We start from the raw sequence: 13,997 nt of genomic DNA on the forward strand, positions 1-13,997 counted from the left end.
TGCTCCATGAATCAGATGGCCGCGTAGGGACGCGAGTACGCCCCCCGCAGAAAACGGTCGGCCGAAAATGGTTTCAGATCGGTACTGGGTTGGGCGCCGCGGGCCAGCGCGGAAAGCGTGCTGCCCACAGCAGGCCCCAGCCCAAAACCATGACCGGAGAAGCCCGTGGCGATGATCAGACCTGACGCGGGCCACGAAGCATCAATAACCGGCAGCGCATCCGGCATGACGTCGATATTCCCGGCCCAGGACTTCACGATTTCCACCGGCGGCATCTCCGCAAACAGCGACGTGAAACGTTTGAGGTTCTCTTGCACGCGACGCGCATTAGGCGCGATATCGGGGTCGCGGGGCTTGATGGCCCAATCGGACTTCGGCACCGACAAGCGGGTGTACAGGTCGCTGACAAAGGGTTTTCCCAGCCGGAACGAAAAGCCCTTGTGATTACGCACCACTTCGCGCAGGAAGTAGCGCGATGCGCGCAGGGAGTCCAGCGTCAGGTCGATGTCTGTGCCCGCGTCGGTAGCGATGATGCAGGAACCGTCGGGACGCTGGCGCAAGCCCAACCCATACCCGACAAAGCAAGGCAGATCCATGGCCGGCAAGGGTTGGGTCAGCGACACCGTGCTCCGCACGACCTTCTGCGGCAACTGCACGTCCAGCCCTTGCAACAGGCGATACGTTTGCTCGCCAGCTGCGCAGATAACAATAGGCGCGCGCACCGGGCCGTGCTCGGTCTGCACGCCGCACACGCTGCCGCCCGCCGTTTCCAGCGCACTGACGCCGCAGTCTTCCAGCACGATCGCACCAGCGTTGATCGCCGCCCGGGCGAACGCCAAAGTCGCCAGCGTGGGTTCAGCCTGTCCGTCCGCTTCGGCGATGATGGCGCCTTCGGTGCGCAGAGATATCCGGGGAAACCGCGCCGCCACGTCATCCGGGCTCAACATTCGCGTCTGGCTCACCATGCCGCCGGCGGCGTTCAGCCAGGCTTGATAGGAGCGGCGCTCGTCCTCGTCCGCGCATAGGAACAGGCAGCCGCTGCGGGTCCAGCCAGTCTCGTGGCCCAACTCTGCGCGCAAGTCCGGCCACAACGACAACGCCTGGGCGGCCAAAGGAAGTTCAGCCGGGTCTCGGTACAGCGAGCGGACAAACCCCCAATTCCGTCCAGACTGCTGCGACGCGATCCGGTTCTTTTCCAACAGCACCACTTTCAGATTGGCACGCGCCAGATACCAGGCTGCGCTGCATCCCATGATGCCGCCGCCAATGATGATGACGTCGGCCGTGGCGGGCAGCGGCTCGGTCCGATCCATCAGACGCGACACCGCATCCGATGGCGCGTGACGCAACAGACTAATCGGCGGCATCGACTATTGCGTCCATATCGATCTCGACCCGGATGGCGGGATCGAACAGGCCGGCCTGCACGGTGGTGCACGCAGGGTCCACGCCGCGAAACACCTCGGCATACACATCCATGACGGCGTCATAGTCTTCGGGGCGGGCAATGTAGATGCGCACGCGCACCACGTCACGCAACGACGCGCCCGCTTGTGCAAACGCCGTGGCGGCATTGCGGAAGATCTGCTCGGTCTGCGCCTGGGCGCCATCGGCCAGGATGTCCGCCACATAGTCGTAGCCAGTCGTGCCAGACAGACGAACATGGCCGTTTAACGCGACGGCGCGCGCATAGCTGTAAGTACGTTCATACTCGCTGCCCGAGTAGATGGCTTGCCGGCCGGAGCGCTGACGTGTGATGTCGTTCATGTCGGTTTTGATCCTGGAGAGCTTCGTTGGCAAGCAGGATCGCGCAACTGGGCCGCGCCGTCGATTTCAAAAAATCGAGGGCTGAGTGCAATTAATAGAACGACGGGTGCGGCAGGCGATGCCGGCGGGTCATGGTTTTCCCGTAGCGCTGCCCCCTTCAGCCAGGGGGAGCCGGACCCGGTGCAGATTATTGCGGTTTCGATTCGATTTATTCGACTCGACAGTGCCAGAGGCGTTGGGATTCAATCGGTTCATTCCGGGAGCACCCCGGCGCCGCGGCAACAGACCGGCGGCTTTCCAGATGACAGGGGAACCATAGAATGCAGGTGGATTTTGCAATTGTCGGCGGCGGGATTTCAGGCGCGGCGGCCGCTTACTTTCTTTCTCAAGCCGGAAAGGTCGTGTTGATCGAACAGGAACCGCACTTTGGATTCCATAGTTCGGGACGCACGGCCGGCCAGTTCACGGTGGGTATTTCTGCCGACCAGATGCGAGCAATGGCGGCGGCCAGCCGTGAGTTCTTCCAGGCGCCCCCGGAAGGATTTTCCGAACTGCCACTGATCGAACAGCGCGGCAGCCTTACGCTGGGCCGCCATAGCCAGAAGGGCGTGCTGGACAAGCTGCATGAACGCATCGGACAAGCCGGCGGCACCGCAGAATGGGTGGACCGCGCGCAAGCCATGGCGTTGTTTCCCGCGCTGCTCGCCGACAAGTTCGATCTGGGCGTCCATGAGACGGATGCTCAGGACATTGACGTAAACACCTTGCTGCAAGCCTATTTGAAAGGCGCCAAGCGCAACGGCGCCGTCCTGGCGGTAAATACGCAGGTGCAAGACATTGAGCGGCATGAAGGCGCGTGGCGCATCCGCACGCGGGATGAAGACTACACGGCCCGCGTGCTGATCAACGCTTCCGGCGGCTGGGCCGACACCGTTGCGCGCATGGCGGGCGTGCCGCCCATTGGCATCACGCCGTACAAGCGCACCGCCTTTACCTTCCCCTTGCTGCCCGGCTCGGAAGGCGCGCGCTGGCCACACGTGTGCAATGCAGACTACCAATGGTATGTGAAGCCGGAGCACGGCTGCTTCATGGGATCTCCCGCCGACGCGCAGCCTGTTACGCCCGGCGAAGTCTATCCCGATGAGCTGGACGTAGCGCAAGGCATCTACAACATCGAACAGGAAACGACGCTGCGCGTGCCGCGCCCGATCAGCACCTGGGCGGGCGTGCGCAGCTACGTGCGCGACCGCAACCCGGTCTGCGGCGCGGGCGCAGGCCATCCCGGTTTCATCTGGTATGCAGCGCTGGGCGGCTGCGGCGTGCTGACCTCGCCCGCCATGGGTCAGGCCGTGGCAGCGCTGGCGCAGGGCCTGCCGCTACCCGATGCGTTGCAAGCACGCGGCTTGACGCCCGCCGCGCTGGCACCCGATCGCGACACGCTCAAATCCGCCTGACTCCAGCATCAACCACCAAGCATACAAACCACAAAACGGGGAAACGGAAGCCATGATCCACCATAAGCTTTCCAAACGCGATTTCCTGAAATTGTCGGCCAGCGCCGGCACGCTGTTGGCGGCGCCTGCCTGGGCGCAACAGGGGGCATCGGCGCCACCCGCCGCGCCGCGCGGTCAGGTCGTTGCCGGCATCTCGCAGGAACCCACGGTATTCAATCCGCTGATGCCGGGCAGCGAAGTCGACCAGGGGGTCTGGTGGCAACTGTTCAGCACCCTGTGGTTCATCGATGCCCAAGGCAATACCGTGGCCGACCTGGCGCGCGAGGTGCCGTCAGTGGCCAATGGCGGACTGTCGGCCGATGGGCTGGTCTGGAAGGTAAAGCTGAAACCCGGCGTCACCTGGCACGACGGCAAGCCGTTCACCGCCCGCGACGTCAAATACACGCTGGATCTGATCAACAACCCGGCATTCCGCGCACGCAACCGCGTTGGACACTCGCTGGTGCGCGACATCACCGTCGTGGCCGATGACGAGATCCACTGGCGCATGGAAAGCAGCTTCACGCCCTACATGTCGGTGCTGTCGCAGACCTTCATGGTGCCCGAGCACATTCTGGGCGCGGCGGCCGACCCCAATACCGCGCCCTATAACCAGGCCCCGGTTGGAACCGGCCCCTTCCGTTGGGGCGCCCGCCGCGCAGGCGACCACATCCAGCTGGATCGCAACCCGGCATACCACGGCCAGGGCCCCTACCTGCTGCGCGTCATCTTCAAGTACATCCCTGATCAGACGATGCTGTACACGCAGTTCCGCAGCGGCCAGATCGACTACCTGGGGCTGTCAGGCATCCAGCCCAGCTTTGAGCAAGAAGCTGCCAAACTGCGTGGCGTGCGCATCATGCCGGTGCCCACTCCATTTATCGAACACGTGGCGCTGAATCTGGGTTTTGGCCCCTTTGCGGACAAGTCAGTGCGCGAAGCCCTGTATCTGGGCATGAACAAAGAGGCCCGCATCCAGGCCATTTATCAAGGCCGGCCTTTGCCGACGGAATCGTATGTTCCCAAGGGTCACTGGGCGTACAACGACGCCTTGCCCGCGCATCGCCACGACCCCAAAGCGGCGCGCGCCCTGCTGGATGCGGCCGGTTGGGTTCCGGGCAGCGATGGCATCCGCGTGAAGAACGGCCAGCGTTTGGCATTCAGCAATTCCACGACGGCGGGCGCTCAGGCGCGCGAACAGTCCCAGCAATTGCTGATGCAGGACTGGCGTCAGATCGGCGTGGAAATGACGATTGAAAACATGCCTGCCGCCGTGATCTGGGGCAACTTCTGGCAAAAATCGCAATACCAGTCGGTCATGGTGGCGTCCAACTTTCTTCAAGGCAGCGACCCCGATGTGACGGCGCGTTTCTCTAGCGCATCCATACCTGCAAAAGGCGGCAGCGGGCTCAATACCTACCAGTACCAAAACCCTGAGATGGACCAGCTGCTGGCGCAGGGCACGCGTGAATTCAACTTGGACGAACGCAAACGCATCTATCACCGTATCCAGGAAATCGTCCGCGGCGACCTGGTGCTCTTGCCGGTGTCTCAGACCGTCATCATTGAAGCCGTCAAGGAAAAGCTTGTCGGTTATGAGAACAACATCAACAGCTCGTCCAACTGCTGGAACATGCGCAGTTGGTACTGGGCAGGATGACGGGGCGGAGCAATCAGATGACCCAGTATCTGCTCAAGCGCGGCGGCCAGTCTCTGGTGCTGTTGCTGCTGGTTTCGCTAATTGGATTCGGCATCCTCTATCTGTCGCCGGGCGGTCCGCTGTCTCAGCTGGCGCAGTCGTCGAACATGGCGCAAGAGGATATCGACCGCCTGACCCGCAGCATGGGCCTGGACCGGCCCTTTCTGATCCAGTACGCGGATTGGCTGCTGCGTATGGTGCGCGGCGACTGGGGCGCGTCGTACCGCGACGGGATCGGCGTGCTGGCCACGATTGGATCGCACATAGGCGCGACGCTTTCGCTGATGGCGGTATCCACCGTGATCGCCGCGCTGTTGGGCGGCGTGATCGGCATCTGGGGCGCCGTGCGCCGCCATTCGCTGATGGATGCGCTGTCGTCGGTGGGCGCCATGATTGCGCTGTCCATTCCGACATTCTGGTTCGGGCTGATGGCGATCTACCTGTTCTCGATCAAACTGGGCTGGCTGCCGGCGGGAAATCAGCAGACCTTTGGCGATGGCTCGTTTCTGGATCTGGCGCATCACATGATCGCGCCGGTCATGGTGCTGGCGCTTGTCGAGACTGCCGTGTGGGCCCGCTTCATGCGGTCATCCATGATCGAGACTCTGGAGCAGGACTACATCCGCACCGCGCGCGCCAAAGGCGTGGGCGGCCGGGCGATCATCGTGTCGCACGCGCTGCGCAATGCGCTGCTGCCGATGATCACACTCGTGGGTTTGCAGTTTCCCACCTTGCTGGGCGGCGCGCTGATCACCGAAACTGTTTTCAGCTGGCCTGGCATGGGGCGGCTGTTCTTCGATTCACTGGAATACCGTGACTACCCCGTAGTGATGGGCATTCTGATGCTGTCCGCCATCATGGTGATGCTGGGCTCTCTGCTGGCTGATGTGCTGTATGCCATCGCCGACCCTCGTATTCGGATGGACTGAGCATGATGAAAGCCTCTGGAATCTCAGACCCGGCCGCAGCTTCGCTCCCGCTCTACCCGCCCGGTCCGATACGTGCCGGCTGGCAGCGCATGACGCGCAACAGGCTCGCGCTGGCGGGCGTCCTCACCATCGCGTTTATGGTGGTCATGTGCTTTGCTGGCCCGTTGGTCTTGCGCGTGGACGCCAGCTATATCGACGTGCTGAACCGCTTTGCCCCGCCGCTATCTGCCGGGCATGTGCTGGGCACCGACGAACTGGGCCGCGACGTGCTGGCACGCCTGATGGCGGGCGGACGGATCTCGCTCACGATCGGATTCGCAGCGATGCTGATCTCGGTGCTGATCGGCACCATCGTGGGGATGATCGCCGGTTACCGGCGCGGATTCGTGGGCGCACTGCTGATGCGCTTCGTTGATGCGATGCTGGCATTTCCCACCATCTTCCTGATCCTGGCCCTGGCCTTGCTGGTCAAGCCAGGCATTGTGTCCACGACCATCCTGATTTCGGCCACGTGCTGGATGGAAGTGGCGCGTCTGGTGGAAGGCCAGTACCGGTCGCTGCGCAACACCGAGTACGCCGCCGCCGCGCGTACGGCTGGCGCGTCGGGACTGCGCATCATGATCGTGGAATTGCTGCCCAATGCCATGGGCCCCATCATCATCGTGGCCACCCTGAACGTGGCGCGCGCGATCCTGCTGGAGTCCTACGTCAGCTACCTGGGCTATGGCATACAGCCGCCGGTTGCCAGCCTGGGCAACATGCTGAACAACGCGCAGATCTATCTGACGTCCGCGCCGTGGCTGGCCATCGTGCCGGGTGTGGCGATCGCGCTAACCGTTACCAGCGTGAACTTCATCGGCGAGGGCCTGCGCAATATACTCGAGCCGCGCAGCCAGTGAATCGACCCGCCGGCGCGTCAGCCGGTCCCCTTGATCCGAGCCGAGTCTAATCACCCAAGCCCTGGAGAACGGGATGCAACGACGCCTGCCCTCGCTGAACGCGCTACGCTGCTTTGAAGTCGTGGCGGCCCACACCAGCGTCAAAAAGGCCGCCCAGATTCTGAACGTCAGCGAAAGCGCGGTTAGCCGTCAGGTCCGCATCCTGGAAGAGCAACTGGGCCTGACCTTGTTCCTGCGGACGCACAGCGGTCTGGAAATCACCGAAGCCGGGCGCAAGCTGGCCACGACAGTCAAGGAAGCGTTCGACCACATCGCCAACGCCCTGGACCCCACCCACACCGACCAGGACATCGTCACGCTGCGCGTGATCCCGACGTTTGCACTGCGCTGGCTGTTTCCCCGGTTGCGGCGTTTCCACGAGCAGTACCCGATGATCAAGGTCGTGGTCCGCACGCGGTTAAACGACATGACGGCCGACGAGACCGACTCCGACCTGGGCATCCGCTACGCGCTGGGCAATTTTTCACACGAAGACGCGACCGAACTCTACGCCGAATGGATCGTACCGGTCTGCGCGCCTGGCCACATTGACGTGACCGACCCCGAACGCGCCCTGCGCCAGGCCACGCTGCTGCACCCGCTGCCTGACCACCAGGACTGGATCACATGGTCCGAAAAAACCGGCATCGAACTCTACACCCGCGGGGGACTGGATTTTGATGCGCTGGACATGGCGTTGAGCGCTGCCGAGGCAGGGCTGGGCGTGGCCATCGCCGACGTCGTGTTGGCCGACCAGGCCATTCAGGATGGCCGGGTAATAGTGCCCTTGCGCAAGGCCGTGCCGACCGGGGTGTCGTACTACCTGGTGCGGCGGCCAGCGCTGCGCCACCGCCGGCAAGTGAAACTGGTGGAAGACTGGATAGTCAGTGAACTGGTGGAATCCAAGGCCATCATCGCGTCCTACGCTTGACGCCGCCGGCCCGCAAAAGCGGCCGAAGAATGCGCTGCACATGCAAAAACATGTATTGATGCGACAACATTCGCAAGAATCATGATTTTTATGCTAACGCGTTAAATATTGGGGCAGGTGAGACGTAAAGCCGTATATCCCTCTGTCTTTTTGCGGGCTGACCCACGCTGCGCGACTCGCGCATGTTGCGTTTGGCGCCAAGCCCCGCCACATCCAATGATCCTCGACAATTCCGACGTCATGTACCGGCACCTTGTGCAGGGCGTCGTCGACTACGCCATCTATATGCTGCGTCCAGACGGTATCGTCGCCAACTGGAATGCGGGCGCACAGCGCGCCAAGGGCTACACGCAAGAAGAAATTGTAGGGCGGCACTTTTCGTGCTTCTACAGCGCAGAAGACCAAGCTGCGGGCCTGCCCCAGCATGGCTTGGATACCGCCCGGGACAAGGGCCGCTTCGAGGCCGAAGGATGGCGCCTGCGCAAAGACGGCTCGACCTTCTGGGCGCATGTTGTGATTGACGCGATCTGCGACGACAACGGCGTCCTGATCGGCTATGCCAAGGTCACGCGCGACAACACTGAGCGCCGCGAACGCGAGCTGCAATTGCTGAAAGCCAAGGAACTGGCCGAACACTACAACGCAGAGCTGACTTCGACGTCCAGTTTCCTGGAAGCCGTGGTGTCGCACATCCCTTCGTGCGTGCTCGTGTTGGATGGCGTATCCCGCAGCATCCTGCTCGCCAACCGGCAGGCCGAAGCGACCTTTGGCGGCAGCCGCGCCGACATGCAGGGCAAGACCGCGCAGCAATGCCTGCCTGCGCCCGTCTGCGAATTCTTCGAGCGGCTCACCAACGAGGCCTTGCGTTCTGATGGCGGCATGCGTGAAGAGGAAGAGGAATTGGCCACGGCGCGCGGAACGCGCACTCTGCGCACCAAAACACTGGTCTTCCACAGCAACGACCCGCGGTCCCGGTATGTGCTGCTGATCTCCGACGACGTCACGGACGAGAACGCCGCCCACGCGCAGGTGCGCTACATGGCGCACCACGACACCTTGACGGGTATGCCGAATCGCCGGCTGTTCCGCGAACAGTTGCTCAAGGCCTTGAATAGCCGTGGCGGTGATCGCACGACAGCGGTGCTGTGCCTGGATCTGGACAATTTCAAGAGCGTCAACGACACGCTGGGCCATCCCTACGGCGACGAACTGCTGCGCCTGTTGGCCAAGCGCTTGCCCAAGTCCCTGCGTGAGCAGGACACGCTGGCGCGGCTGGGTGGCGATGAGTTCGCCGTCGTCCTGCCCAACATCGGCAAGAAAGACGATGTGCGTCAAATGGCCGAACGCTTGATCGACGCGGTGCGCCAGCCCTTCGAGATTGACGGCCATACCGTACCCATCAGCGTCAGCATCGGTATCGCGCTGGCCGAATCCCAGGACACTTCGGCCGATCACTTGCTGCGCTACGCCGACATGGCCTTGTACGAGGCCAAACGCAATGGCCGCAACTGCCTGGCCTTCTTCAAGCCCGAGATGGAAACCGCCGCGCTCAAGCGCCACGAAGTCGAGATGGACTTGCGCCAGGCCATCATGTTCCAGCAGCTGCAATTGCACTACCAGCCGATCATGGACGTGAGCCACGTACGCATCGTGGGCCGCGAAGCGCTGATGCGCTGGCAGCACCCCGTCAAGGGTCTCATCATGCCCATCGACTTCATTCCCATTGCGGAAGAAACCGGGCTGATTCATGAGCTGGGCGCCTTCACCTTGCACGAAGCCTGCGTAGAAGCCATGCGCTGGGACGATCACGAAACCGTGGCGGTCAACCTGTCGGCCAGCCAGTTCACCAATGGCGCGCTGGTGTCGCTGGTGGAATCGGCGCTGACTCAATCCGGCCTGCCGGCGCGCCGTTTGGAATTGGAGATTACGGAATCCGTGCTGCTGGCTAATTCGGCCGCCAATCTGAATACGCTTAACCGGCTGAAAGCGCTGGGAGTGAAGGTTGCGCTGGATGACTTCGGTACTGGCTATTCATCGCTGGGCTATTTGCGCAGCTTTGAATTCGACAAGATCAAGATCGACAAATCATTTACGCAGGATGTGGAATCCAGCAAGGAAGCGCTGGCCATTATCCGTGCGATCAATGGCATTGGACGCAGCTTGGACATACCCACCACGGCCGAAGGCGTAGAAACGACGGAGCAGCTGGACCGGCTGACGCAAGAAGGCTGCTCGCACTTTCAGGGGTATTTGCTGGGGCGGCCGGTATCTCACGATACGCCCTCAGACGAGTCCGTTTAGCACGCGGCAAACAGGGGCTGTCCCCGCTAAAGACAACCCCCATCTTGCGGCGCCAGACCTATACTTTCTAAATCACCGGGTGCGCTGCGACGCGCCATCGAACCCGGTGCTGGGCGCCGCGCGTCGGATGTTCCATCACGCACCCCGCCATGGCGGGCGCTGCGCAGGGAGAGCTGTATGACACGCAAATACATAGACTGCCGCGAGTATCCGAGCGAGTTGAATTGTTCGGTTTCCTTGGCCGCGGATTCCGATGGCGAACTGCTGGAAGCCGCCGTGCAGCATGCCACCACCGTGCACAAACACTCAGACACGCCCGAGTTGCGCACGCAGCTCAAGTCGATGTTCCGCGAGGGCACGCCCCCGGCTGACGCGCCCAAAAGCGCGTGACACCGATACCGGTTCAAGCGGCTGATCAGCCGCCAAGCTGACCGATGCGCGGACGCCGGACCACGGGTCTTGCGCCCGCGCTTTCTTATTATTTTCCAGGTTCAACCAGCGCGGCAGGGGTCCAGCTTCCTGCGGCGTACCAAGGGCTATAACGGACGCTGCGTTCCAACGAGGCCTGCCGGACCACACGCGTCAGCAAGGGCGACAGATTGTGCAGCGCGGCGACCACCCACGGCCGGTCCAGGCCATTGAACAAGCGCACATCGCAACCTTGACCTTCCGCCGACATTCCCAGCGGCACCAGTTGCAAGCGCACGTAGATCTGTGTGCGGTCTTCAGGCAGCTCCTTCACCAGACGCCCGCGCGCGCCCGGCACGGCGGCCAACGCGCGTATCTCGAATTCCCGCGCGGGCGCGCCCGCGGCGGCCGGCACCTTCAGCCGTGCCGACCGGCTAACGCCCGCAACTCCCGAACGGAACACCGCATTGAAGTAGTCGGTCGACACGAGCCCCTGGATCTCCAGACGGCAAGTCATCGGCATGCCAGATTGCGCAAACATGGATTTCGGCTCCGCTACGGTAAGCGCCACCGACCCGGGCAGCAGGCCAACGGCTATCGGTTCCCCATCCCGCAACACCATTTCCGCATCCAGGCGGGCCGGCAGCCGCTGGGTATCGGGCGCCATCGCCGCCCGTTCCAGAATCTGCATGTACATCGGCGTGTTCTGGTGTGATTCAAGAGCACGGCCAGTCGCGATCTCCAAGCTGTCTTCGGACACTCGGTAGTACGTCGGCAGGGTTGCCTTGACCCAATAACTGCGATGCCGGGACGCCACCCGATAGCGCACTTCCAGCGCCTGCTCCTGCATCATGGGCGTCAAGAGCTGAATCAGGTCCTGACGCTCTTGTTCGCTCGCATCGTTCAAGTCAATGCGGATGCGGCTGGACTCGTAGGTGACGGCCTTGGATAGCAACACGCGGAGCTCGGCCTCGTCCGGCAAGCGGACAACCGTCGTAATCAACAGCGTCACGAACGACAGCAAGGCGACCACAACCACCGCTCCCGTGGCACGCGAGACCCAGCGTTCTGCGCGCGCCTTCGGCAACAGACGATTGCACGCCGTCTCAATGATGTGCATAGCCAGCGCGCACAACGCGATGAAACCCGCCACCATTCCCACGAACACCACCGCGATCAAGATGAAATGCGCAAAGCCCATCGTGCTCCTAGCTTAGGTGAATAGGGTGGTACGCCACAGTTACCAGGCCAGCATTTCCGCAAAGTTTCCCGCGCCGCTCTTCCCGGCATTTGCGGGCAATGGCGCGCGCAGAATTGAGCGGCTGCTGCCCCGGTCCACCACCCAGAACACCATCTGATCGGGCGGCACTCTCCCATTCGCCCAGCCGCCCACTGACAGCGGCAGGCTCATATCCGCCAGAACATAGTCCAAACGGCGCGCGGCGCCATCGCGGTTCCATTGCCCGGGGTAGGCATTGCCTTGCGCGTAGACCCGTTCCTGCAAACGGGACACCTCGGCAGACTCGCCGGCGGCCGCGCCTTCTCGGATCGCCATCGTGAGCAATTGCGAAATAGCGTCCTGGCTGGCGCCACGTTTGTCGAAAATCGCGATTTGCGCTTCTGCGGATGCCGGCGCGTCAGCCGCCAAAGAAGATGCTGTGTCCGCTGCTGTGTCCGCTGCTGTGTCCGCTTGAGCAACTGCAACGTCCGCCGCCACACCCGCGCCAGTCCAGAGCGCCGCACACGCAGACACCAACGCGGCGGTCATCAGGCCGCGCGTCATCGTGCTCGCACGTTACGTTGGATATCACCGGCGGTGTGCGTCATCAGGGCAGGTCCTTGGGGCGACTAAAAGGGGCCAGTATACGAGGCCCGAAAATGCCGCTAAACCAGCGGAATCTCGTCCGCTGCCACCGCCCGCCCCAGCAACCAGCCCTGGCCTATCGTCGCGGGTTGGCGCGCCGACAGATACTGCGCCTGCGCTTCTGTTTCTATTCCTTCCACGATCAGCCCGATACCCAGCTCGCGCGAGATATCGATGACGTGATCGATGATTAACGTGCCCGCCTGTTCGGCTCCGATCGCTTGTGTGAACCGGCGGTCCAGCTTGATCGCATCGGCCTGCATTTCGGCCAGATAATTCAGGTTGGAATTGCCAGTGCCGAAGTCGTCGATGAAGATCATGAAGCCCTGCCGGCGCAGCGTTCTGATCATGGCCAGAACATGGCTATCGGACAGCGGCGACCCCTCGGTGATTTCCAACGCGACACGTTGCGGCGCTATGCCTTGTTCGTTCACTGAGCGCAACAGAAAATCGGCGTACGCATCATCTTGCAAGTCGGCTGCCGACACGTTGATGCTGACGTAAAACGCGGAAGCGGCGCGCAAGCGGGCACTCAGGTCGCGCAAGGCTTGCGTGGTCACCAGGCGTGACAGGCTGCGGCCCAGGCCCATCTCTTCCGCCAAGGGCACAAACACCGTCGGCGGCACGGCTTCGCCGTCGCGCGCGCGCCAGCGCGCCAACGCCTCGACGCCGGCCAGGCGGCGCGTCGCCAGGTCCCGCAGGGGCTGATAGCGGACCTGAATATCGCCAGAGCGGATGGCCTTGCGCAACGCGGCACGTTCGCTTTTTGATTGCTGGCGCCACAGCACGCACAAACCGGCGAGCAAGCCACCGGCCAGCGCGCCGGTCAACGCAAGAGTCAATGCCGGCAACAGAAACCAGTCTTGAGACTGGACCCGGGACACGGCGCACATGTCGAATGTGCCGGGCGCGGCGCATTCGCTGATGACACGTTCGGCTCGCAGGCTATGCGCCGAGGGGCTTTCGCCCAAGAACAGCTCCAGACCATCCGTCCGGCCAAAACGCCGGAAGACGTGCGCGCCATCGCTAGTCAACACCTTGGCATCAATGCCAGAACCGGCCTCTGGAAAGCCATCGAATGCGCCGGGCGCCGTGAACACCACCACATCGCCACGTGCGGCCATGTCTCCGATGATCCGGCGGTCAATGATATTGGCCGCCCCCACCCAGAGTTTCACGCCGCTACGCGTAGTGAAAGTTTCAGGCGGCATGTCATGCGGCCAGGACAGTACCCCCCAAGCCGCCGAGCACACCAGCATGCCGTCACGGAGCCGGCCGATATCGCGCAGAAAGGTGGCGTTGAACAACAGCACCCGCAGGGTCGCAATGTCGGACTCTGAACACTGGTCAGCGCTGTGCGTGGCGGCAGCGATCAGGCGTTGGCTCTCTTGGGCCACACGAATGGAATGGGCCAAGAGACGCGAGTTATGCCGGGCCAGCCGGTCGTCGGCCTGGTGCAGTTCAATCAGGCGTCCTGCTGCCAACCCCGCCAGGAAACCTAGCGCCGACATCATCAAGACTACAGCCGAAATTCGGATACGTGACATCGGGAAGGAGGTGGACACTGACGGCGCTTCGGACGGAGAACCGAGGATTCACCCCAAGCGCGTAAGGCAATGTAACAGCAACACGTCTTTCTTCGAAACGAAAACGCCCATCCGGCGGGA

General features: G+C 62.6%; 12 protein-coding genes. 7 read left to right on the forward strand and 5 right to left on the reverse strand.

The genetic code is table 11. The features are described 5' to 3' along the window. Window positions 1-11: 11 nt before the first annotated feature. Both RAS12_RS20180 and RAS12_RS20185 read right to left on the reverse strand, forming a co-directional pair. A complete protein-coding gene (locus RAS12_RS20180; RefSeq protein ID WP_306939579.1) occupies window positions 12-1,367 on the reverse strand; it encodes an NAD(P)/FAD-dependent oxidoreductase in 1,356 nt (451 codons plus the stop codon). After that, window positions 1,354-1,767: a Rid family hydrolase gene (locus RAS12_RS20185; RefSeq protein WP_306939581.1), complete on the reverse strand. Its 414-nt coding sequence runs from the start codon at window positions 1,765-1,767 to the stop codon at window positions 1,354-1,356. The genes RAS12_RS20180 and RAS12_RS20185 overlap by 14 nt, the downstream gene beginning before the upstream one ends. Window positions 1,768-2,087: 320 nt before the next feature. Between RAS12_RS20185 and RAS12_RS20190 the strand changes: the two genes are divergently transcribed. The 7 genes from RAS12_RS20190 (at window position 2,088) to RAS12_RS20220 (ending at window position 10,448) form a co-directional block, all read left to right on the forward strand. Continuing rightward, a complete protein-coding gene (locus RAS12_RS20190) occupies window positions 2,088-3,221 on the forward strand; it encodes an NAD(P)/FAD-dependent oxidoreductase (RefSeq protein ID WP_306939583.1) in 1,134 nt (377 codons plus the stop codon). Between the two features lie 52 nt (window positions 3,222-3,273). Continuing rightward, window positions 3,274-4,920, forward strand: coding sequence for a peptide ABC transporter substrate-binding protein (locus RAS12_RS20195; protein ID WP_306939584.1), 1,647 nt, complete (start codon window positions 3,274-3,276; stop codon window positions 4,918-4,920). Between the two features lie 17 nt (window positions 4,921-4,937). Then, on the forward strand, window positions 4,938-5,888 hold the full coding sequence (locus RAS12_RS20200) for an ABC transporter permease (RefSeq protein ID WP_306939586.1): 951 nt from the start codon (window positions 4,938-4,940) through the stop codon (window positions 5,886-5,888). Window positions 5,889-5,890: 2 nt separating this feature from the next. Continuing rightward, a complete protein-coding gene (locus RAS12_RS20205) occupies window positions 5,891-6,787 on the forward strand; it encodes an ABC transporter permease (RefSeq protein WP_306939588.1) in 897 nt (298 codons plus the stop codon). Between the two features lie 73 nt (window positions 6,788-6,860). After that, window positions 6,861-7,757, forward strand: coding sequence for a LysR substrate-binding domain-containing protein (locus RAS12_RS20210; protein ID WP_306939589.1), 897 nt, complete (start codon window positions 6,861-6,863; stop codon window positions 7,755-7,757). Window positions 7,758-7,973: 216 nt separating this feature from the next. Next, window positions 7,974-10,058: a putative bifunctional diguanylate cyclase/phosphodiesterase gene (locus RAS12_RS20215; RefSeq protein ID WP_306939590.1), complete on the forward strand. Its 2,085-nt coding sequence runs from the start codon at window positions 7,974-7,976 to the stop codon at window positions 10,056-10,058. Window positions 10,059-10,235: 177 nt separating this feature from the next. Beyond that, window positions 10,236-10,448 carry a DUF1059 domain-containing protein gene (locus RAS12_RS20220; RefSeq protein ID WP_306939591.1) on the forward strand — a complete coding sequence of 71 codons (213 nt, stop codon included), beginning with the start codon at window positions 10,236-10,238 and terminating at the stop codon, window positions 10,446-10,448. 88 nt (window positions 10,449-10,536) lie between these two features. Here the strand turns inward: RAS12_RS20220 and RAS12_RS20225 are convergent, their stop codons facing one another. The 3 genes from RAS12_RS20225 to RAS12_RS20235 all read right to left on the reverse strand — a co-directional run bounded on the left by RAS12_RS20225 (window position 10,537) and on the right by RAS12_RS20235 (window position 13,844). Further along, window positions 10,537-11,667, reverse strand: a complete 1,131-nt coding sequence (locus tag RAS12_RS20225; RefSeq protein WP_306939592.1) for a hypothetical protein — start codon at window positions 11,665-11,667, stop codon at window positions 10,537-10,539. A 39-nt stretch (window positions 11,668-11,706) separates the two neighbouring features. Next, window positions 11,707-12,234, reverse strand: a complete 528-nt coding sequence (locus RAS12_RS20230; protein WP_306939594.1) for a hypothetical protein — start codon at window positions 12,232-12,234, stop codon at window positions 11,707-11,709. Window positions 12,235-12,350: 116 nt separating this feature from the next. Next, window positions 12,351-13,844: an EAL domain-containing protein gene (locus RAS12_RS20235; RefSeq protein ID WP_306939596.1), complete on the reverse strand. Its 1,494-nt coding sequence runs from the start codon at window positions 13,842-13,844 to the stop codon at window positions 12,351-12,353. Window positions 13,845-13,997 lie beyond the last annotated feature (153 nt).

The sequence above is a fragment of the Achromobacter seleniivolatilans genome, assembly GCF_030864005.1.
Classification (GTDB): Bacteria; Pseudomonadota; Gammaproteobacteria; order Burkholderiales; family Burkholderiaceae_B; genus Achromobacter; species Achromobacter seleniivolatilans.